This window comes from Polycladomyces zharkentensis, assembly GCF_016938855.1.
Lineage (GTDB): Bacteria > Bacillota > Bacilli > Thermoactinomycetales > JIR-001 > Polycladomyces > Polycladomyces zharkentensis.
This window is the reverse complement of record NZ_JAFHAP010000008.1, coordinates 13,926-34,742: the sequence shown is the minus strand read 5'-3', so window position 1 is coordinate 34,742 and position 20,817 is coordinate 13,926. Positions and strand designations below refer to the sequence as shown.

Genomic DNA, 20,817 nt, shown 5'->3' with positions numbered 1-20,817 from the left:
CATCTCAAAGGCCGCTCACTGAAAAAAACGGCACTTTCCTCCGGTAACGCAGGAAAAGGGTGGGCAGGAATCCCTTCCCACAGCCACCCTTTGCTTTCGATCCATTACGAAGCATTTTGCTCGCCTTGTTTCCCTTCCAACACGGCATCGGCCATTTTGGAGGTGAACAACCGCACAGCGCGGATGGCATCATCGTTGCCCGGAATCACGTAATCCACTTCGTCCGGATCGCAGTTGGTGTCCACGATCGCCACGATCGGGATGTTCAGCTTGCGAGCTTCAGCCACAGCGATCCGTTCTTTGCGCGGATCGATGATGAATACCGCATCCGGCAGTTTTTTCATGTGCTTGATGCCGCCCAGGAATTTTTCCAGGCGCGCTTTTTCTTTGCGCAGCAACACCACTTCTTTTTTCGGCAGGACGTCAAAGGTGCCGTCTTGCTCCATTTCCTCCAGCTGGTGCAGGCGCTCGATCCGCTTGCGGATCGTTTGGAAGTTGGTCAGCGTACCGCCCAGCCAACGATGATTGACATAGAACATGCCGCAGCGTTCCGCTTCTTCCCGAACCGCGTCCTGCGCTTGCTTCTTGGTCCCCACAAACAGGAGGTTGCCCCCTTGTGCGGCCAGCTCGCGGACGAAGTTGTAGGCTTCTTCCATCATCTTCACGGTTTTTTGCAGGTCGATGATGTAGATCCCGTTCCGTTCCGTGAAGATGTATTTTGCCATTTTCGGGTTCCAACGACGCGTTTGGTGTCCGAAGTGAACACCGGCTTCCAACAATTGTTTCATCGAAACGACAGCCACGAAAATTCCTCCTTTTTTGTTCTTCCTCCGCCGGATTCATCCGCGAACGGGACCGCACACCACAGGCGGCACGTCCGTCCGCTTCCTCCAACGTGTGTGTTTCACACCGCTCTATAATATAACACAATCGTCTCACCGGTGGCAAGAACTTCGGTCTCATGTTTCGGATGCGCCTTTTTCCTCTCGCTCCGCAAGCTTACGCGAGGGTGTGTCCCGTCATGCCATCAGGGGAAAGCCCTGACACGTCCGCTTTCAACAACCGGGTTCCCTCATACTTCCTTCAGTTTTGCCAATTCAACCAGCAATCTTTCATTCAATACCTTGATATACGTTCCTTTCATCCCCAACGAACGCGATTCGATCACACCTGCGCTCTCCAGTTTGCGCAATGCGTTGACGATGACGGAACGGGTGATGCCGACGCGATCGGCCACTTTGCTGGCCACCAACAGCCCCTCCGGTCCGTCCAGCTCCTCGAAAATGTGTTCCACCGCTTCCAACTCGCTAAACGAAAGCGAGTTGATCGCCAATTGGACCACCGCGCGGGAACGGGCTTCCTCTTCCGCCTGTTCCGACTTTTCGCGTAAAATCTCCATCCCGACCACTGTTGCACCGTATTCCGCCAAGACGAGATCATCGTTGACAAACGGCGCATCAAACCGGGTGAGCAGAAGTGTTCCCAGCCGATCGCCGCCTCCGACGATCGGCACCACCGTTGTATAGCGGTGTTCAAACATCCCGCCCAATTGCTTCGTGAAACTGTATTCACTCGTCTCGTCCAAGTTCGGGGACGTCTCCTTCACCTGCTTCAACAGCTGGTTATATTCCTCCGGCAAACGCCGGTCACGCAATACGACGTGGTTCATTTCATCGACCGCGTATTCCTGGGCAATGCCGTAGCCCAAAATTTTTCCCTTGCGACTGACCACGTACACGTTGGCCACGATGACGTCCCGCAAGACTTCGGCCATCTCCATGAAACTCACGGCCTGCCCGCCGGTTCGCTGTAACAGGCGGTTGATCTGGCGGGCTTTGGTCAAGAGATCCATCTCCGATTCCTCCATTCCTCCACTACAAAATGTATTGGCTCAAATCCCTGTTTTGGACGATCTTAGCCAGACGGTTTCGCACATATTCCGGCGTGATCACGATCTCTTCCAAATGGATTTCCGGTGCTTCAAACGAGAGTTCCTCCAACAGACACTCCAACACGGTGTGCAACCGGCGAGCCCCGATGTTTTCCGTCTCTTTGTTCACTTTGGCGGCCAGCTCGGCAATCTCGCGAATCGCTTCATCGGTGAATTTCACTTTGATCCCCTCGGTTTCCAACAGCGCGGCGTATTGTTTGAGGAGCGCGCTTTTGGGTTCGGTCAGGATTCGGACGAAATCATCCGCCGTCAAATCGTTCAGCTCCACGCGAATGGGAAAACGACCCTGCAATTCCGGGATGAGATCGGACGGTTTGGCCGTGTGAAACGCACCTGCGGCAATGAACAAAATATGATCCGTCTTGACCGGTCCATATTTGGTCATCACCGTGGAACCTTCGACGATCGGCAAAATGTCCCGCTGCACACCCTCACGGGAGACATCCGGCCCGCTGCCACGGTCCTTTCCGGCGATTTTGTCCACCTCGTCGATGAAAATGATCCCGGATTGTTCGACCCGTTCCAAAGATTCCTGTATCACCTGATCCATGTCGATCAGTTTTTGTCCTTCCTCTTGGATCAACACCTTTCGCGCCTCACGTACAGGCAAGCGACGCTTCTTTGTTCGCTTGGGCAAAAACTGTCCCAGCATCTCTTGCATGTTGATCCCCATCTGTTCCACACCCGAACCCGCAAACATATCCATCATCGGCAGGGAAGTGTCTTCCACTTCGATCTCGATCATTTGGTCTTCCAACTCGCCGCGGATCAACTTTTCCCGCACTTGACGCCGCTTTTCCGCGACACGGCCGCGTTCGGCCTCATCCACATCATCAGTCCGGGAGGAAGTGGCGGATTGGAACAACGCTTCCAACGGATTTTTGAATCCCGCTCCCGGTTTGCGCGACGGCACCAGGATTTCGACGATACGATCCTCGGCCAGCTCTTCGGCGCGTTCCTTCACTTCTTCGATTTTTTCCGCCTTCACGATCCGAATGGCCGTTTCCACCAAGTCGCGCACCATCGACTCCACATCCCGACCGACATAGCCCACTTCGGTGAATTTGGTCGCCTCCACCTTGACGAACGGTGCACCCACCAATTTGGCCAGACGGCGGGCGATCTCTGTTTTTCCGACGCCGGTGGGTCCGATCATCAGGATGTTTTTCGGTACGACCTCGTCTTTCATCTCATCCGGCAACAAATTGCGGCGATAGCGGTTGCGCAGGGCAATCGCCACCGCTCGTTTGGCCTCTTTCTGACCGACAATGTATTTGTCCAGCTCCTCCACGATCTGGCGCGGCGTCAGCTGTTCCCGTTTGCGGTTGGATTGCGCCATGGATCATACCTCCTCCACAACGATTTGATCGTTGGTGAAAACACAGATTTCGCCGGCGATCTTCAACGCGGCCTCGACGATTTCACGGGCGGACATCTCCGGTGCATGCCGTTTCAGTGCCCTGGCCGCCGATAATGCATAACCGCCGCCCGAACCGATCGCGACGATGTCATCGTCCGGTTCGATCACCTCGCCCGTACCCGCGATCAGCAGGAGGTGTTCGTTGTCCATGACGATCATCATCGCTTCCAACCGGCGCAGCACCTTATCCGATCGCCATTCCTTCGCCAGCTCCACCGCAGCCCGCGGCAGATTGCCGTTAAACTCCTCCAGCTTACCTTCAAATTTTTCGAACAAGGTGATGGCATCTGCAACGGAGCCGGCAAAACCGGCAACCACTTTCCCCTTGTATAAGCGGCGCACTTTTTTTGCCCGATGTTTCATCACCATCTGGTTACCGAACGTCACCTGACCGTCACCTGCCATCGCCGCCGCTCCCTCGTGACGTACGGCACAAATCGTCGTTGCGTGAAATGCGGACATGTATTTCCCTCCTCATCTTTAATCAACCTCACAAATCCCCTCGCCGTTTCTGACAAAGTTTGCGCATCAGTGAACAAAAAGGAACAAAAATGTGGCAAACAGGGAAAAAACACAAAGATCATTCTCGTCTGTTTCAGTCCCCGGTTATTTTCGGTGAATATGCACGGATAGCAGATATTGGTTGGCCTCCGTTTCGCTTATGCAACGGCAGGAGTGTCTTTGCCATAAAGAAACAGCAGTTGTGACACTGCTGTTTCTCAGCTGCCGAATCTTTTCAGAAAAAGCAGAACGTTCCTATGCAATCGTATCACACCGACGGTTGTTGAATCAAGAGAGGGCATACAACTCGCCGGAAAATGCCTGTAAGCGTTCCAATGCGCGTTCGGCGATTTTCAGATTCCGTTCCTTTTTGGAGCGGATTCTTTGAGGGAGCGGAGGCAACAACCCGAAGTTGGCATTCATCGGCTGGAAATTGTCCGGATCGGCCGTGGTAATGTAGTGGGCGAGGCTGCCGATCGCCGTCTCACGCGGGAACACGACCGGTTCTTGACCCATGGCCAGCCTTGCCGCATTGATCCCGGCGATCAAGCCGGAGGCGGCCGACTCGACGTAGCCCTCCACCCCGGTCATCTGTCCGGCAACGAACAAATCATCCCGTTCCCGGAATTGATAGGTGGGCTTGAGCACCTTGGGTGAATTGATGAACGTGTTGCGGTGCATCACACCGTACCGCACGAATTCGGCGTTTTCCAAACCGGGGATCATGCGGAATATCCGCTTTTGCTCCCCCCATTTCAAATGGGTTTGGAAACCGACCAAGTTGTACAGTGTCCCCGCACTGTTGTCCTGCCGCAATTGCACTACCGCAAACGGTTGTTTTCCGGTGCGGGGATCGACCAGTCCCACAGGCTTCATCGGACCGAACAACAAGGTTTTTTTGCCGCGTTTGGCCATCACTTCGATCGGCATGCACCCTTCAAAGTAGATCTCTTTCTCAAACTCCTTGAGCGGAACCGTCTCCGCCGTGACCAGCGCTTCATAGAACCGGTCGAATTCCTCTTCGGTCATCGGGCAGTTGAGGTAGGCAGCTTCCCCCTTGCCATAGCGGGAAGCGACAAATACCTTGTCCATATCAATGCTCTCTTTTTCCACGATCGGCGCCGCCGCATCATAGAAATACAAATACTCCTCACCGGTCAATGCTTTCAGTTTCTCCGACAGGGCGGCGGAAGTAAGCGGTCCCGTCGCGATCACCGTGATCCCTTCGGGAATCTCCGTCACTTCTTCATGGATGATCTCCACGTGGGGGATATTGTGCAATGCCGCCGTCACTGCGGCGGAAAACGCCTCACGATCCACGGCCAGCGCACCGCCGGCGGGAACGGCGTGTTGATCGGCACACCGCATGATGAGCGAGTCCAACCGGCGCATTTCTTCTTTCAACACACCCACGGCATTGGTCAATTCATTGGAACGGAGCGAGTTGCTGCATACCAGTTCGGCGAAATCGCCTCCCCTGTGCGCCGGTGTCCGTTTGACCGGCCGCATCTCGTACAGACGGACCGGCACATTGCGTTGGGCAATCTGCCATGCCGCTTCGCTCCCCGCCAGCCCGGCACCAATCACATTCACCGGTTGTTTCGGCATATCAAAGCGCTCCTTTCGTCAACGATCCGTTGTTTCATAATCGCATTCGGTACAGTGAATAACGGATTCGTTCTTTTTCTTTTTGATCACCATCAAACTGCTGCAGCGGGGGCATGGACGCGGTGCCGGCTGATCCCATGATAGAAAGTCGCATTCCGGGTACCGGCTGCAACCGTAAAACGTCCGACGACGTTTGGTTTTGCGTTCCACGATTTCACCCTGCTTGCATTTGGGGCAGGTCACCCCCGTTGATTTGAGAATGGGCTTGGTGTTTCGGCAATCCGGGAAACCGGAGCAGGCCAGAAACTTGCCGTAACGGCCGAATTTGTATACCATCTGACGACCGCACTTCTCGCATGTTTCGTCTGACACTTCGTCCTGGATCTCGACCGTTTCCATTTCTTTTTCGGCCACACTCAACCGTTCGCGGAACTGACGGTAAAACGCGTCCAGCACCTTGACCCAGTCTACCTTGCCATCTTCTATGTGGTCCAATTCCTCTTCCATATTGGCCGTAAACTCCACGTTGAGAATCTCGGGGAAGAACTCCTCCATCAGTTCGATGACGATCTCCCCCAATTCGGTGGGAACGAACCGTTTGTCCTCCAACGTGACATAGCCACGCTTCTGGATGGTTTCCAGTGTCGGCGCGTAGGTACTGGGGCGACCGATCCCCAACTCTTCCAGCGTTCGCACCAGTCTCGCTTCCGTATAGCGCGGAGGCGGTTGGGTAAAGTGCTGTTTGGGCTCGATTGACTTCCTTTTCAGGACTTGCCCCTCTTCCAACGGAGGCAGGAGTTTGTCCTCCTCTTTTTGGTTGTCGTCGTTGCCCTCCACGTACACCTTCATGAAACCGGGGAATTTCACTTTGGAACCGGTCGCACGGAACACCGCGTCTCCGGCGTGCACCTCGCAAGCGATGACATCCAGCACGGCCGGCGCCATTTGACTGGCCACGAACCGCTCCCAGATCAGTTTGTACAACCGGTATTGGTCACGGCTCAGATATGGCTTGACCTGGCTCGGTGTGCGCTTAACCGAGGTGGGCCGGATCGCTTCGTGTGCGTCCTGCGCACCGGCGTTCTTCTTGTGCGACCGGGGCTGAGACGGCACAAAGTTCTCCCCGTACTGTTCCGTGATATATTGCCGCGCCTCCGTTTGCGCCACTTCCGACACCCGTGTCGAGTCCGTACGCATGTAGGTGATCAACCCGACGGAACCCTCTTTGCCCAACTCCACCCCTTCATACAGCTGTTGTGCCACCGACATCGTCTTGGCCGCGCGGAAATTGAGCTTGCGGGCCGCCTCCTGTTGCAACGAACTGGTGATAAACGGCGGAGCCGGGTTGCGCCTGCGTTCACTTTTTTTGATCTCTCCGACAACGAACCGCTTTCCTTTTATCTTCTCCAGCAGTTGCTTCACGTCTTCTTCGGTTTTCAACTCGGTTTTGTCCTTGCCATAGCCGTAAAATTTGGCCTCAAACGGTTCATCGCCGGCCAACAGCACAGCCGTGACGGTCCAGTACTCTTCGGGCTGGAAGTTTCGAATCTCCTTTTCCCGGTCAATGACCAGCTTGACGGCCACCGACTGGACCCGACCGGCACTCAGTCCTTTTTTCACCTTTTTCCACAGCAAAGGGCTGATCCCGTATCCCACGAGCCGGTCCAAAATCCGGCGCGCCTGCTGGGCATTGACCAAATCCATGTCAATTTTGCGCGGATGCTTAAACGCTTCGCGAACAGCCTGCTTGGTGATTTCGTTGAACACCACCCGGCAAGGCGCATCCAACTCCAGATCCAAACTGTGCGCCAAATGCCACGCGATCGCTTCCCCTTCGCGATCAGGGTCTGCGGCGAGATATACGCGTTTCACTTTTTTGCTCGCTTCGCGCAGTTCTTTCAGCACACTTCCCTTTCCCCGGATGGTGATGTATTTCGGTTCATAACGGTGTTCGATATCTACGCCCAACTGGCTTTTGGGCAAATCCCGCACGTGTCCCATCGATGCTTTGACGATGTAATTCTTGCCCAAGTATTTCCCGATGGTTTTGGCTTTGGCGGGCGATTCGACAATCACGAGCGAATCGGCCATCCCGTGCCCTCCCCTCATATAAAACCGTTCCTATTATTTCGGATGTCAACCGCCGATGTCAAATCATTACTCCAGGCGGCTGTTCGTAACATGTACCACACCGAGCAACACAAATCCTACCCATTCCGGCCCACGGATTCATTCTTACCCATTCCTTACCCAACTACCAACATCTCATACACCCGTTTGGGGATATGTATATGCTGCTCACATGCGGACAAACTGCATTCCCGGCAATTGCCGGATGCACCGTTTCAACTGCAGGGACAACAAAACGGAATGAACCGCTTCAGCCGGCAGCGGACATCGATTCATCACTTCTTCCAATGAAACGGGGTCGACCCCGATCAGCGCAAACACCCGCTCTTCCTCCATCGTCAGAGAAAGCGCGGCTTCCCTGAAAGATTCGGAAGGAGGAGCAGGCATGAGATGAGGGAATTCTTCCCAAATGTCTTCCACCCCTCTCACACATTTCGCCCCTTCTTGGATGAGGCGGTGCGTTCCTGCGCTTTGGGTGGACGTGATCGGCCCCGGTACGGCAAACACTTCCCGACCTTGTTCCATGCTGCAGTCGGCGGTGATGAGCGATCCGCTCCGCTCCGCGGCCTCCACCACCAGCGTGCCGTATGACAAACCGCTGATGATGCGATTCCGCTGAGGAAACAGACCGGGATGCGGTTCCGTCCCCGGCGGCATCTCCGAACAGACCACACCGCGTTGGATCAATTCGTGATACAATGACCGGTTGCTTTTGGGGTATACCACATCTACGCCCGTTCCCAATACAGCCACTGTCGCCCCGTTTTTCCGCAATGCGCCGCGATGTGCTTCACTGTCGATCCCCGCCGCCATCCCGCTGACCACCACCCAGCCGGCACCAGCCAATTGTTCCGACAACATGCGTGCCACCCGGCGGCCGTACGGCGTCGGCCTGCGCGTCCCCACCACGGCGACGCACGGGCCGCTGAGGAGGGATGCATCCCCTTTGACATACAACACCCAAGGAGGTTGCGGGATCTCCCGCAGCAAAGGTGGGTAATCGTCATCCCACACGGTCACCGTACAAATCTCCCTGTTTCGTAATTCCTCCTTCACTTCACGGACAAACGACGGGGTACATTTTTCCCTGATTCGATCCAATCGTTGTTGCGTGACACCCATCGCCCTGACCGCCTCCATCACGGACGGGGTCATCGGATTCGTGGGAACCCAACCGGCCCGATGCAACCGATCAATGGTATGCCAACCCGCTCCCTTCACCTGATGCACAGCGATCCATGCATCCCGCTCCTCCACGGTCCCACCCCGCTTCCAGCTGAATAAAAAAGGGGACCATGCCGTGTGGGTCCCCTGAAAAAAGCCGTGATGTCATTTCTTCGTGATGCAGGCTTCCAGCAAGCCTTTCTCTTTCAGAACCTCGACCAGCGTATCGCCGATGGCGGCCGGAGTGGGTGCCACTTTGACCCCGCACTCCTCCAACTTTGCGATTTTTTCCGCCGCGGTACCTTTACCGCCGGAGATGATGGCGCCCGCATGCCCCATCCGTTTGCCCGGAGGCGCCGTTTGCCCGCCGATGAACCCGACCACCGGTTTGTCCATATGATCCCGGATCCATTCGGCCGCTTCTTCTTCGGCCGTACCGCCGATTTCGCCGATCAAGATGACGGCTTTGGTGTCCGGGTCTTCCTGGAACGCTTTCAGGCAGTCGATAAAGTTGGTGCCATTCACCGGGTCGCCGCCGATCCCCACCGCAGTGGACTGTCCGATGCCGCGGGTGGTCAACTGATACACCGCTTCATAAGTGAGCGTGCCGCTGCGGGACACGATCCCGACGTGCCCCGGAGTGTGAATGTATCCGGGCATGATTCCGATTTTGCATTCGCCCGGTGTGATGACGCCCGGACAGTTGGGTCCGATCAGACGCGTCTTTTTGCCTTCCATATACCGTTTCACTTTCACCATGTCCAATACCGGGATGCCTTCGGTGATGCAGACGACCAGGTCCAGTTCTGCATCCACCGCTTCCATGATCGCGTCCGCGGCGAATGCCGGCGGCACGTAGATCACCGACGCGTTGGCCCCCGTTTTTTCCACCGCTTCGGCCACAGTATCAAAAACCGGCACGCCTTCCACTTCGGCGCCTCCTTTGCCCGGGGTGGCACCGGCCACGATTTTGGTGCCGTACTCGAGCATTTGCTTGGTGTGGAACGAGCCGGTGGAACCGGTGATGTTCTGCACGATGACTTTGGTGTCTTGATTGACGAAGATACTCAACTTCGAACCCGCCTTTCCAGATGATCTCGTTTTGCGTCACTTCACCAGCGAAACGATTTTTTGCGCCGCGTCGGCCATCGAATCGGCAGCCACGATTTTCAAGCCGGATTCGTTCAGGATCTGTTTGCCTTTTTCCACGTTGGTTCCTTCCAGCCGCACAACCAAGGGGCGATCCAATCCCACCTGTTTGGCCGCTTCCACGACACCGGTGGCGATCACGTCGCATTTCATGATCCCGCCGAAAATGTTGACCAAAATGCCCTTCACATTGGGGTCCGCCAAAATGATTTTGAAGGCTTCGGTCACTTTTTCGGTCGTCGCGCCGCCGCCCACATCCAGGAAGTTGGCAGGTTCGCCGCCGTAATGTTTGATGATGTCCATCGTTGCCATCGCCAGGCCGGCCCCGTTCACCATGCAGCCGATGTTGCCGTCCAGGGCGATGTAGTTGAGGTCGTATTTGGAAGCTTCCACTTCTTTCGGATCTTCTTCATCCAGATCGCGCAACTCCACGATGTCGGGATGACGATACAGGGCATTGTCGTCGAAGTTCAGCTTGGCATCCAACGCCATCACGCGACCGTCAGCCGTTGTGACGAGCGGGTTGATTTCCGCCAGCGAACAATCTTTATCCACAAACGCTTGGTACAAGCCCATCATGAACTTGACGGCCTGGTTCACCCGATCGCGGGGGATGTTGATCGCATAAGCGAGACGACGGGCTTGGAACGGGAGCAAACCGACAGCCGGATCAATCGTTTCCTTGAAGATTTTTTCCGGTGTCTTGGCCGCCACTTCTTCAATCTCCGTTCCGCCTTCTTCGGAAGCCATCATCGTCACGCGACCTTTGGAACGGTCCACGACCATCCCGACGTAATATTCCTTCTCGATTTTGCAGCCTTCTTCGATCAGCAGGCGCTTCACTTCTTTCCCTTCGGGGCCGGTTTGATGGGTGACCAGCACTTTGCCCAACAATTCTTCCGCATACGCGCGTACTTCATCCAAACTGCGCGCCAACTTCACCCCGCCCGCTTTGCCGCGGCCGCCGGCGTGAATTTGCGCTTTGACCACCCACAGCTCTCCGCCCAACGCCCGGGCCGCTTCCACCGCTTCCTCCGGGGTGAAAGCGACTCGCCCGTTCGGCACCGCAACCCCGTACTGTTTCAGCACCTCTTTGCCCTGGTACTCATGTACGTTCATGCTCCATCCCCCTATCCTGGTGTTCTCCCCCGTCGCGATCGGTTTTGCATCTGATTGGGAGAAACGACTTCCAATAATCAGTTCATTTGAAACAGTCAAACAGCAGAAAGAAACCGAAAGCGCTTCTTCCGGCTATTGCAAGTATAGCGCAAGCGCTCGGGATTGCCAACCGCCCGCCGCGCAACAAAAACAGAGGGCGCGACACCCTGATTCGGCCCTCTCCCCCGCGACGCGCGGGCCATTATCCCTTGACGAAATAGCTGATAACACCGGCGATCAAGGCGATTCCCATAAAAAAGGCAATAGAAACACCCGTGCCGACCATCATGTCGAGCAAGTCATTTTCTTGGTTCTCTTCGGGACGCGGTTGCATATGGGAAGCCATGGTTTGAACCTCCTGTCTGGTTTGTCCCATGCTGCTTGTTCGCATGGAAGCGTTACCTCATCATCCACTCATCAGTATAGCACGGTTTCGCCGCTTTCGAAAACCTTCTCCATACGGACGACCTTTTGTTTCACTCTTCAACCGGGGCGACATCGATCAGACGATTCAGCGGGACCCGAATCCCGTCTCCTGCTCCGCGCACTTCGATCCATCCGTGTTCGGGACGAATCCGGCCGACGCGGCCTTGGACGACATAGGGGCCTTCGGGATGGAAAATGGTCCAACGCAGTGTCCGACCTTCCCTCATGGCTTCGGATACCAACCGGTCGATCTCTTCCCATCGCTGTTCGTCCAATACGGGCGGAGTATGCCGTTCCCGTTTTCGTTCACGGTACAACGCCGCATGTTCCGGAAGAAACATCCGGTGGCCCTCCCACAGTTTATTGCCACGATCCACGCCGCCGCTCCCCCCTCTGTGCAGCCAAAATATGGTCCCGCCGGAAGGTGCGCACGGCTTTCCGCTCATAACAATAAGCTTGGACCGTTTCTGCCGTCATCCGGTAAATCCGTATCTGCCGTTGGGTGATCGTACCCGCCCGGTTGTCCATATAAATGATCTCCACCGGTTCGTTCCGGCGAACCGCCTGTTGGAGTACGATGTCCACCATAACTCCCCACCTCGATTTGGAGCGTTCGACAGAACGTTTGTTCTTATTATATGCACCACCCATTCCATGATACAAACTCCAATTTATTCCATAAAAATGGATGAAAAATTTGTCCGCCGGTGATATTGAAAATAACCTTTCCAAAAGGAGGTCTGGTAATGTTACCAATACGTTTTTGGCTGTATTTGGTGGCAGTCCTGCTCCTGACGGGTGCCGTCTATATAACGAATGCACCGTTTGTGGCACGTAACGCTTCCGCCGGTCAACCGACTGCGCCATCACAGGAAAAGACGTTTTATATGGTAACCGGGGAATTCAAAGGTCGGTACCAAGGAAAAAAGCTGGAAGCATACCGGTGGGACCCCGGTATGATCGTGGTTCACCAGGGGGATCGCGTTCATCTGGTCATTCGGGGCGTCAGCGGCAAAGAACATCCGTTTTCCATCCAAGGATACAACGTACGGGGCAATGTCAGACAGGGACAAATCACGCGCGTCTCCTTTACGGCCTACAAACCCGGTACATTTCAATTGATTTGCCATACTCATCCCACCGCCGAAACCAACGGTCCCATGATCGGATACATCGTCGTTTTGCCGAGACAAACGACGTAACCACAAAAAGGCGTGTTTTCCATTGCGATGAGGAAAAACACGCCTTTTTCATTTACATATCAAAACGCAGCTGATCAACCATCTATTTCCCTTCGGCATCTGAAATTGCTCCTTGACAATGAACGGACAATGCGTTAAATGAAATATATACTCCTATTTGAGCGTAATTATGGAGTATATATTTCAAATGAGGTGACAATGATGGAAATGGATGCTCCCTTCGTCCGCAAGACTGCTCGTTCCGCCCAAATGTACCGTGAAGCGGCCCGGTGGATACCGGGTGGAGTCACAGCCAACATCAAATATTTCGCTCCCTACCCCATCGTCATGGACTCAGCTTCCGGCGCTTACCTGTACGATGTTGACGGCAATCAATATATTGATTACAACCTATGTTACGGAGCGCTCATTTTGGGGCACGGGGATCAGAGAATCATCGCTGCCATCAACGATACATTCTCGCAAATCGGTACCACGATCTTCGGAACACCCCACCCTCTGGAAGCGGAAATGGCCCGCGTATTGGTCGACTTGTACCCCGGGATCGAAAAGGTTCGCTTCACCAACTCGGGATTGGAAGCCACATTGCTGGCCATTCGCTTGGCCATGGCGTGGACCGGGAGAAAAAAGTTGGCCAAGTTTGAAGGTCACTATCACGGAAGTTATGATCAAGTGCTGATCAGCGTCACTTCCCAAAAACGAAAGCGCGAGCAGCGTCCGGTAAAAACGTTGGATTCCCTCGCTCTGCCGGATTATTACGCAGAAAACACCGTGGTCCTCCCGTTTAATGAATGGGACCAAACGGAAGAGATCCTCCATCAACATCGCCATGAAATCGCCGCTGTGATCATGGAACCCGTCCAGGGAGGATTTATTCCACCGGATGAAACTTTTCTGAAACGGTTACGCGAACTCACACACCAATATGGGATTGTACTGATATTTGACGAGGTGAAGACCGGGTTTCGCACCGGATTGTCGGGAGCCCAGGGATTATACGGGGTAATCCCCGATTTGACCGCCCTCGGAAAAGTGTTGGGTGGCGGTTTTCCTGTCGGCGCCGTCGGAGGACGGGGGGAGATGATGGAAATATGTTCACCCGCCGGTGGAGTGGACATTCTGACAACCGAACAGCGACAACCGTCACTCGGTCAGGGTCAACCCTTATTTCACAGCGGCACTTATAACGGTCATCCCGTTGTCCTCACCGCAGGGTTGGCCACGATCCAAACTCTTCAAGAATCCGGCGTCTATCCGCAACTGGAAGCAAACACAACGCAATTGCGCAAGGGAATGGAGGAAATCTTGAACCGCTACGGGATCGCATCACAGACCATCGGTGTGGGCAGCATTTTCAATCTGGTGCTTTCCGATCAGCCTGTCCGCCGAATCCAGGATGTACTGGAGTCGAATCTGTCCTTGCGAAGGAAATTGGACACGCACTTGTTAAACCAGGGGGTTTTCATCAAACCGCTCAATCGTTTTTCCCTGTCAACGGCACATACCGCCGAAGTGATTGATGAAACACTGGAACGATTGGAGCTTGCCGTCAAAAGCTTGGTGAGAAAGTAGGGATTACCCTTGTCCGACAAGCAAGACGTTTTTCAAAGAATACGCGAGAATATCAGCCGGATGAGCAAGTCACAACGGAAAATTGCGGCTTATATCGAGACACACCCGGACAGCGTACCGTTTTTGACAACGGCCCAGTTGGCCAAACAAGCAGGCGTGGGCGAAGCGACCGTCATCCGCTTCGCCACCACCCTCGGATTTGCGGGATTTACGGAAATGCAACGCAGTTTGCAGGAGCAGCTTCGCAAACGTGTCACAACGGTCGAACGGCTGGACATGGCGGAAGAAATGTACTCCGAAGAACAACGCATCGCCTATGAAGTTTTGTCCGATGATCTGTCCAATTTGAAACAAACCATTCAGATGTTGGACATCGACATGTTCGGCAAAGCGGTTCAACAGATCAACGAAGCAAAATCCGTCACCATCATCGCGTTCCGCAGCTCCCATGCTTTGGGTTCCTTCTTGGCGTTTTATCTGCATTTGCTGAAGAAAAACACCCGGCTGATCACGGAATCCGATACGATGTATGAACAACTTTCCACACTGGGTTCGAATGATTTGGTCATTGGAATCAGCTTTTCCCGCTATACGTCACGAACGGTTCAAGCCTTGCAATATGTTAGGAAGAACGGGGTGAGGACATTGGCGATTACCGATTCCCACCGTTCTCCTCTGGCGAACGCGACGGATCTATACCTGATCGCCGCGAGCAACTCGCCGTCTTTCCTCGACTCCTTCGTCGCCCCGCTCAGCCTGATCAACGCGTTATTGATCGCGGTTGCAAGGATGAATAAACAGGAAATCACTCGTCATCTGACAAATATGGAGTACTTGTGGGAGATGGAAGGGATTTATTATCCTGAGGAGAACCGAAAGTGACAGATGGATGGGGAGGAAGTGGAACCCGTTGCATTGACACGCCACACGTCTGAAGATGTGGGATGCTTGGGACATTGGCATCCGCAGTAATCGAACGCCGAACTTTGGTTTCAACCTGGACAGAAAGGGGGAATCGCTTTGCACATCCAATTTGACACGCCCCACCAGTATGTGTTTATCCACGAGCACGTGCGACATCTCTTGTTGTTATGGCCCAAAGAGGAAAAAGCCCAGCTGTTTGTGGCGGAATGGAAAGATGGTACCCTGTGGTTGCGTTATCCGGGGGAAACCTACACCGAAACGGTCTGGGATCAGGTGGAACCGTTTTTCTTCCAGAGACTGAAGACGGAAGACAGAGAGGTTCATGCCGTTTTGGGTGCCACTTTCCGGCACGACAATCGGGTGTATGCCTTGTACTACAACCGGGACCATCCGGAGGACGACCTCTATTTTTTCGAAGTTCGCTCACAACGCCTGCATGAAATCCCTGACGAGGAATACGCAAACGTCGTTCAGGCTTTTCTGCTGGAGTATCCGGAATACATGGAAAAAGAAGCGTGACGGAGCCACCGGCTGTCAATGGTCGCCCGTCACTTCCGCATCACTGTGGAATCCTCTCGCCAAATGCCAGTTGCTGAAATCGTGCCGGTTGCATCAGTCACAATTCCTGAACAGCCCTCGGCACAAACGCGCCATTGCCGCCGGAGTGCGCTTGTAATCCGCTGACTTCCGGGAAGCGACCTCGCTTATGCGGCACTGCTCAGGCCAAAGATACATTCCCCTCTGCCGCACCCGGCAACGGATCGGGAAAAGCGGACCAATCGGACAGCATTTCCTCATCGGTCAACAAACATGCATCCAACTCGCGTTCCACTTGTTGCCGATCCATGTCTACCCCGATCAGCACCAACTCCGTGACACGATCTCCCCAAATGGGGTGCCACCGCCGTGCCGTCTCCGGTTCGGCCGCCAACACCTTCTCCATCTCCTCTTCCTCCAGGGCGGCAATCCAATGGCCCATCGGTCCCACTTGAATGGACGGTCCCGCCTGCGAAAGCAGCACGGCGGTGTCATGGCGCGTGGCCAGCCACATCATGCCTTTGGCGCGAACGACCGTTTCCGGCCACTCTTCCATCCAGCGGGCCAACCGTTCAGGATGAAAAGGCCGACGTCGCCGGTAGACGAAAGAAGAAATGCCGTACTCCTCCGTTTCGGGAGTATGGCTGTCTTTTTGCAATTCCTGAATCCAGCCGGCCGCCTGACTGGCCCGCTCCAGGTCAAACAAGCCTGTGTTCAGGATTTCCGACGGGTTGATACGACCGTGAGAAGTGCGGATCAGCTTGGCTTGCGGTTGCAGTTTGCGCAAAACGGCCTCCAGCCGTTGCAATTCCCCCTCCTCCACCAGATCGCATTTGTTGAGGATCAGGACGTCGCAAAACTCAATCTGGTCAATCAACAAATCGGACACATCCCGTGTATCCTCTTCACTTACTGCCTGCTGACGGTCCAACAAGGTCTCGCCCGAAGCGAAATCATGCCAGAAACGGTACGCATCCACCACGGTCACCATACAGTCCAGCCGGCACAGTGACGACAGATCAATACCGTGTTCCTCATCCAAGTAGGTGAATGTCTGGGCAACCGGCACCGGCTCGCTGATCCCTGACGACTCAATCAATATGTAATCGAACCGGCCCTGCCTGGCCAACCGCTCCACTTCCCGCAACAAATCCTCCCGCAGTGTACAGCAAATGCACCCGTTGGACATCTCCACCAACTTCTCTTCCGTCCGGGACAATGCGCCGCTCCGGTCGATCAGTCCGGCATCCACATTGATCTCGCTCATATCATTGACAATCACGGCCACTCTGAGCCCTTGCCGATTTTGCAAAACATGGTTGAGAATCGTCGTTTTCCCCGATCCCAGATAGCCGCTCAATACGGTGACCGGTATTTTCTCTTTCATCCCTCTCTCCCCCTCAAATCGAATTCACTACTGATTTTAACTGCACAAATCTCATTTTATACAAGGAATCTCCTTTTGTAAATCGTAATTATTACGTTTTATAAACAAAAAAGAAGTCACCTTGCTCAGGTGACATGACAGATTAACCGCCGTATGCCCAAACCAACACGCCCAAAACACCGGCACACGCCGCCAAACCGGCCAACCAGACCGCACCGTAGGCCGAGCGTCGCTGGCGGTACAACAACGGAATCATCGCCAAAAGCGTCAGCGCCACTAAAATCGACAATCCCCCGAGGAAAAGTCCCTGCCATTCGGCACGTAAACCGGGATGCCATTTCCCGGGAAACAATCCTTCAAACAACGGGGATACACCAACAGCCTGCACTGTCTCCGCCACGGTGTGCGGTGCCGCTTCCTGACTCATCCATGCGGTGATCGCCACCACCAGCAAAATCAGGACCGCTTCCGCACGGATCCAGGGCAGGGGATTCACCTCTTCCCCCCGTGCCAGTTTGCGGCGAATCCATCCGCCATTTACCCCGGCCGTGACCAAAACTCCCGCCGTTGTCCATTGTTTGAACAACAACGCTTCCCCATAAGGCAAAACCCAGGAAGCAACATACTGGGGAGCAATGATGCCCATCAATCCCCAACCGGCCAGGATGACGGCCGTTACGCAACCGATTGCCGTCGGTGTAAACCAACGAAGGAAAGAAAGCCAGCGCACGGTGTCAACAGTAAAGAAACCGACCACCATCAATATACCCGCCCATACACATACCGCGGTCAGATGAACCGATTGCAAAACCCAACCACTGATACCAGAAACCGATGCGACGTGGCCCATCCACGACTTGATCAGGATCATCATCCATGTACCGCACAAGGCCCAACCGGCCGTCCATCCGGAGCTGCGTAAATTCCGCACCAGAAGAAGCAGGGCGAGTAATACCGATGCTGCCAACAAACCCAGCCACACTTGCCCGGTACGCGAGTGAAACACCCCCAGACGAACGGCCTCCATCCACCCCGTATCCGGTGCCAAAAAAAGAACCGGACGCAGGACGGGAACAAAAGAAACAATCCCCGCTAACAGAGCGGCAAAGGGAAACAGCCGCTGAGGAAATACGAGGATCGGTTTGTACTCGTCCGCCACCAGTGAAAGAAGCGCCCCGCCCGTCAACAGGGCGAGGCACGTCACTGCCATCGTCTCGGCCAACGTTTGGACCCATGCGATCATGCTTTCGGCTTCCTCCGGAACAGCCAGCCCGCTATCACCGCGGCACTGAGTACCAGTAAGGCCACCACCCAAATCACCGGAGATGAAGCGGATTTTTTCGCCGGAGCGGAATGTTGGTTGTGATGCGGCGCGGGCTGTTGATTGGGTGCCTTTGACAGTTTTTGACCGGCTGATGTTTGGTCCGCCTTCACCTCGAACTGAAACGACCCTTGCATCGGATGACCGTCCAATCCGATGATTTTCCATTGTGCGGTGTAATGGCCGGCCGGCAAGGCAGATCCCAGCGTCGCTTCCAACGTATCCCCTTGAACCTTCACGGAAGCGGGTTTCACTGTGTGCCCGGCTCCGTCATGAAGTTCCACCGACCCTCCCTGTTCGATGCGCTCCTCAAACACCAACGTGATCTTCTGTACTGGTTGCGACACCGTTTCCCCGTCACCCGGCGTCGATTGTTTCAGGTGCGTGTGGGCCACCGCCAATGAAGGCACGAGCCAGATACACAACCACAAACCGATATACCTAATCCATTTTCGGTTCACGTTTACCACCTCGTCCAAACAGACTGAACGCTGCTCCCAACCTTCACCATCATATCACACAGGTGAAATCCTCAGGACTTTCACAGAAAATACGAAAAACGCCACGGACTGCCGGCCAATAAAGGGAAGCCCTTCTTTCGGAACAAGGAATCACCATTGGCCCCATGATCCAATCACCGGTTTCTCATCCGCTTTTCAAAATCACCCGGCAACACCCAACCACAAACCAAATACGTTTTCCAGCGTGGACACCATCCATTCGGATGCATGCGCAAACGCCTTTTCCTCATCCGTCGGCCCCGGACAAAGACTGAACACGCCATCGATTCCGCACGCTCTCAACTCCTTTGCCACCGCAGGATCATATGCACCGGACACGCAGATCACCGGCTTTCCGTACCGCTTCGCCCGTTTGGCCACTCCGACCGGCGCTTTACCGCGCAGGGTCTGACGGTCCGTCCTACCTTCCCCGGTGATGACCAAATCCACTTCTTTCACCCGCTCGTCAAACCGGCATACATCCAACAACAACTCAATGCCCGGTTCCAGTCGAGCCCCGCAAAATGCCGCCAATCCCGCACCCGTCCCGCCGGCCGCCCCTCCTCCGGGCAGACGGGACACATCCACGCCCAAATCGTGTCGTATCACATCGGACAACCGGCGCAGATTCGCATCCAACATCTTTACCATCTCGGATGTCGCTCCTTTTTGCGGGCCGAACACCTGGGAAGCACCATTTTCCCCGTACAAAGGATTGTCCACATCACAGGCCACACGGATCTTCACCTCTTTCAACCGCGGGTGCATCCCGCTCGTGTCCAGTTTCGCCACCTCTCCCACATGTTGACCGCCCTGTTTCACCGGTCTTCCCTTTTTGTCCCATGCTGTCAGTCCGAGTGCCTGCGCCATGCCCAGCCCGCCGTCATTGGTGGCACTGCCGCCGACAGCCACCAAAATCTCCCTGATTTCGGGCAGATCCAGTGCATACCGGATCAACAAGCCCGTCCCGTATGTAGACGTCTGATACGGATTGCGCTCCGCGGGAGACAACAGCGTTAACCCTGAAGCCGAAGCCAGCTCCACGATCGCCGTTTGTCCCACCACGGCCAAATCAGCGGTGATCGGACGACCCAACGGGTCCACCGTCTTCACCGGGATTCGTTTCCCTTCAACAGCCTGCAACACGCAATCCACCGTTCCTTCCCCACCGTCGGCGATCGGCAGTCCCTCCACTTCAATGCGTCGATCGACTCGTTCCGCCGCCATACGTCCCGCTTCCACCACTTGCGCGGAAGACAAACTGCCTTTGAAAGAATCGGAGGCAATCAACACCTTCATCCCAACATCTCCTTATCCAATGATTCTTCCCACTCGCTCGGCTTGAACAACCCCACACAGTCCGGATATAATGAGGTTCGACGACAACAAAGACACACCGACCACCGACGTTGGCGAAAGAGGTGGTACGATGCCGGTTTGGATGACATGGGCCGTTATTATTTGGGTCATGATCATGATCGGATTTCTCTCGATCGGCGGTTATTTCATGTTCCGCAAGTTTCTCAAGGGGATGCCCAAGGAAGACGGCAAGTCGATCTTGGAATGGCAAGCTTATTATATCGAAAAAACGCGGCACATGTGGTCGGATGAACAAAAAGAACTGCTGGAGGACTTGGTACGTCCGGTCCCCAAGTTGTTCCGGGATACCGCCCGGCAGACGATTGCGGGGAAAATCGGCGAGCTGGCGCTGAAGGAAAACGCCGACCGCATCACTGAAGACCTGATCATCCGCGGATACATCCAGGCGACGCCGAAGCGGGATCACAAATGGCTGATTCAAACGTTGAAAGAAAAGAAGATCGACCTCACCCCTTACCAGGAATACTTTTAAACAAAAAGGTTCGTT

The 20,817-nt window shown here is 54.7% G+C and carries 21 protein-coding genes; 5 read left to right on the top strand and 16 right to left on the bottom strand.

Annotation, left to right across the window (positions count from 1 at the left end; all coding sequences use genetic code 11):
* Positions 1-104: 104 nt before the first annotated feature.
* From rpsB to JQC72_RS07385, 12 genes are all read right to left on the bottom strand, one after another.
* The gene (gene rpsB / locus JQC72_RS07440) at positions 105-803 is read right to left on the bottom strand and encodes a 30S ribosomal protein S2 (protein WP_205494356.1); all 699 of its coding nucleotides are present in this window, start codon (positions 801-803) and stop codon (positions 105-107) included.
* Between the two features lie 269 nt (positions 804-1,072).
* Positions 1,073-1,852 carry a GTP-sensing pleiotropic transcriptional regulator CodY gene (codY, locus tag JQC72_RS07435; RefSeq protein ID WP_205494354.1) on the bottom strand — a complete coding sequence of 260 codons (780 nt, stop codon included), beginning with the start codon at positions 1,850-1,852 and terminating at the stop codon, positions 1,073-1,075.
* Positions 1,853-1,874: 22 nt separating this feature from the next.
* The gene (gene hslU / locus JQC72_RS07430) at positions 1,875-3,290 is read right to left on the bottom strand and encodes an ATP-dependent protease ATPase subunit HslU (RefSeq protein ID WP_205494350.1); all 1,416 of its coding nucleotides are present in this window, start codon (positions 3,288-3,290) and stop codon (positions 1,875-1,877) included.
* 3 nt (positions 3,291-3,293) lie between these two features.
* Positions 3,294-3,833, bottom strand: a complete 540-nt coding sequence (hslV, locus tag JQC72_RS07425) for an ATP-dependent protease subunit HslV (RefSeq protein WP_205494348.1) — start codon at positions 3,831-3,833, stop codon at positions 3,294-3,296.
* 327 nt (positions 3,834-4,160) lie between these two features.
* Complete coding sequence (gene trmFO, locus JQC72_RS07420; protein WP_205494346.1) at positions 4,161-5,480, bottom strand: FADH(2)-oxidizing methylenetetrahydrofolate--tRNA-(uracil(54)-C(5))-methyltransferase TrmFO; 1,320 nt, start codon at positions 5,478-5,480, stop codon at positions 4,161-4,163.
* Between the two features lie 18 nt (positions 5,481-5,498).
* Entirely contained in the window at positions 5,499-7,571 is a 2,073-nt protein-coding gene (gene topA / locus JQC72_RS07415) for a type I DNA topoisomerase (protein ID WP_205494344.1), read from the bottom strand.
* 207 nt (positions 7,572-7,778) lie between these two features.
* A complete protein-coding gene (gene dprA, locus JQC72_RS07410; RefSeq protein WP_205494342.1) occupies positions 7,779-8,867 on the bottom strand; it encodes a DNA-processing protein DprA in 1,089 nt (362 codons plus the stop codon).
* 72 nt (positions 8,868-8,939) lie between these two features.
* A complete protein-coding gene (sucD, locus tag JQC72_RS07405; protein WP_205494341.1) occupies positions 8,940-9,845 on the bottom strand; it encodes a succinate--CoA ligase subunit alpha in 906 nt (301 codons plus the stop codon).
* 36 nt (positions 9,846-9,881) lie between these two features.
* Positions 9,882-11,042, bottom strand: a complete 1,161-nt coding sequence (gene sucC, locus JQC72_RS07400; RefSeq protein ID WP_205494339.1) for an ADP-forming succinate--CoA ligase subunit beta — start codon at positions 11,040-11,042, stop codon at positions 9,882-9,884.
* Positions 11,043-11,283: 241 nt separating this feature from the next.
* Complete coding sequence (locus JQC72_RS07395) at positions 11,284-11,427, bottom strand: hypothetical protein (RefSeq protein WP_205494337.1); 144 nt, start codon at positions 11,425-11,427, stop codon at positions 11,284-11,286.
* Positions 11,428-11,557: 130 nt separating this feature from the next.
* A complete protein-coding gene (locus JQC72_RS07390) occupies positions 11,558-11,848 on the bottom strand; it encodes a YolD-like family protein (protein ID WP_205494335.1) in 291 nt (96 codons plus the stop codon).
* 19 nt (positions 11,849-11,867) lie between these two features.
* Positions 11,868-12,095: a WYL domain-containing protein gene (locus JQC72_RS07385; protein ID WP_205494333.1), complete on the bottom strand. Its 228-nt coding sequence runs from the start codon at positions 12,093-12,095 to the stop codon at positions 11,868-11,870.
* A gap of 158 nt (positions 12,096-12,253) precedes the next feature.
* Here JQC72_RS07385 and JQC72_RS07380 point away from each other — a divergent pair, with 158 nt between their 5' ends.
* The 4 genes from JQC72_RS07380 (at position 12,254) to JQC72_RS07365 (ending at position 15,724) form a co-directional block, all read left to right on the top strand.
* Positions 12,254-12,709 (top strand): cupredoxin domain-containing protein, encoded by a 456-nt coding sequence (locus JQC72_RS07380; RefSeq protein WP_205494331.1) that lies wholly within the window; start codon positions 12,254-12,256, stop codon positions 12,707-12,709.
* 198 nt (positions 12,710-12,907) lie between these two features.
* A complete protein-coding gene (locus JQC72_RS07375) occupies positions 12,908-14,281 on the top strand; it encodes an aspartate aminotransferase family protein (RefSeq protein WP_205494329.1) in 1,374 nt (457 codons plus the stop codon).
* 9 nt (positions 14,282-14,290) lie between these two features.
* Positions 14,291-15,163: a MurR/RpiR family transcriptional regulator gene (locus JQC72_RS07370; RefSeq protein ID WP_302104596.1), complete on the top strand. Its 873-nt coding sequence runs from the start codon at positions 14,291-14,293 to the stop codon at positions 15,161-15,163.
* Between the two features lie 138 nt (positions 15,164-15,301).
* The gene (locus JQC72_RS07365) at positions 15,302-15,724 is read left to right on the top strand and encodes a hypothetical protein (RefSeq protein WP_205494325.1); all 423 of its coding nucleotides are present in this window, start codon (positions 15,302-15,304) and stop codon (positions 15,722-15,724) included.
* A gap of 199 nt (positions 15,725-15,923) precedes the next feature.
* Here JQC72_RS07365 and JQC72_RS07360 read toward each other — a convergent pair whose 3' ends face one another.
* The 4 genes from JQC72_RS07360 to JQC72_RS07345 all read right to left on the bottom strand — a co-directional run bounded on the left by JQC72_RS07360 (position 15,924) and on the right by JQC72_RS07345 (position 20,249).
* A complete protein-coding gene (locus JQC72_RS07360; protein ID WP_205494323.1) occupies positions 15,924-17,129 on the bottom strand; it encodes a GTP-binding protein in 1,206 nt (401 codons plus the stop codon).
* A gap of 142 nt (positions 17,130-17,271) precedes the next feature.
* Positions 17,272-18,372: a CopD family protein gene (locus tag JQC72_RS07355; protein ID WP_205494322.1), complete on the bottom strand. Its 1,101-nt coding sequence runs from the start codon at positions 18,370-18,372 to the stop codon at positions 17,272-17,274.
* Positions 18,369-18,911, bottom strand: coding sequence for a copper resistance CopC family protein (locus JQC72_RS07350; protein WP_205494321.1), 543 nt, complete (start codon positions 18,909-18,911; stop codon positions 18,369-18,371). The genes JQC72_RS07355 and JQC72_RS07350 overlap by 4 nt, the downstream gene beginning before the upstream one ends.
* 201 nt (positions 18,912-19,112) lie before the next feature.
* Positions 19,113-20,249, bottom strand: a complete 1,137-nt coding sequence (locus JQC72_RS07345; RefSeq protein ID WP_205494320.1) for a glycerate kinase — start codon at positions 20,247-20,249, stop codon at positions 19,113-19,115.
* A gap of 130 nt (positions 20,250-20,379) precedes the next feature.
* Here JQC72_RS07345 and JQC72_RS07340 point away from each other — a divergent pair, with 130 nt between their 5' ends.
* Entirely contained in the window at positions 20,380-20,802 is a 423-nt protein-coding gene (locus JQC72_RS07340; RefSeq protein WP_205494319.1) for a DUF2621 family protein, read from the top strand.
* Positions 20,803-20,817: the final 15 nt, after the last annotated feature.

Excerpts from the sequence above, each read along its gene's own strand:
- codY (WP_205494354.1), bottom strand. The coding sequence starts at position 1,852 with ATGGATCTCTTGACCAAAGCCCGCCAGATCAACCGCCTGTTACAGCGA.
- hslU (WP_205494350.1), bottom strand. The coding sequence starts at position 3,290 with ATGGCGCAATCCAACCGCAAACGGGAACAGCTGACGCCGCGCCAGATC.
- hslV (WP_205494348.1), bottom strand. The coding sequence starts at position 3,833 with ATGTCCGCATTTCACGCAACGACGATTTGTGCCGTACGTCACGAGGGA.
- trmFO (WP_205494346.1), bottom strand. The coding sequence starts at position 5,480 with ATGCCGAAACAACCGGTGAATGTGATTGGTGCCGGGCTGGCGGGGAGC.
- topA (WP_205494344.1), bottom strand. The coding sequence starts at position 7,571 with ATGGCCGATTCGCTCGTGATTGTCGAATCGCCCGCCAAAGCCAAAACC.
- sucC (WP_205494339.1), bottom strand. The coding sequence starts at position 11,042 with ATGAACGTACATGAGTACCAGGGCAAAGAGGTGCTGAAACAGTACGGG.
- JQC72_RS07395 (WP_205494337.1), bottom strand. The coding sequence starts at position 11,427 with ATGGCTTCCCATATGCAACCGCGTCCCGAAGAGAACCAAGAAAATGAC.
- JQC72_RS07390 (WP_205494335.1), bottom strand. The coding sequence starts at position 11,848 with ATGTTTCTTCCGGAACATGCGGCGTTGTACCGTGAACGAAAACGGGAA.
- JQC72_RS07385 (WP_205494333.1), bottom strand. The coding sequence starts at position 12,095 with ATGGTGGACATCGTACTCCAACAGGCGGTTCGCCGGAACGAACCGGTG.
- JQC72_RS07380 (WP_205494331.1), top strand. The coding sequence starts at position 12,254 with ATGTTACCAATACGTTTTTGGCTGTATTTGGTGGCAGTCCTGCTCCTG.
- JQC72_RS07375 (WP_205494329.1), top strand. The coding sequence starts at position 12,908 with ATGATGGAAATGGATGCTCCCTTCGTCCGCAAGACTGCTCGTTCCGCC.
- JQC72_RS07360 (WP_205494323.1), bottom strand. The coding sequence starts at position 17,129 with ATGAAAGAGAAAATACCGGTCACCGTATTGAGCGGCTATCTGGGATCG.
- JQC72_RS07355 (WP_205494322.1), bottom strand. The coding sequence starts at position 18,372 with ATGATCGCATGGGTCCAAACGTTGGCCGAGACGATGGCAGTGACGTGC.
- JQC72_RS07345 (WP_205494320.1), bottom strand. The coding sequence starts at position 20,249 with ATGAAGGTGTTGATTGCCTCCGATTCTTTCAAAGGCAGTTTGTCTTCC.
- JQC72_RS07340 (WP_205494319.1), top strand. The coding sequence starts at position 20,380 with ATGCCGGTTTGGATGACATGGGCCGTTATTATTTGGGTCATGATCATG.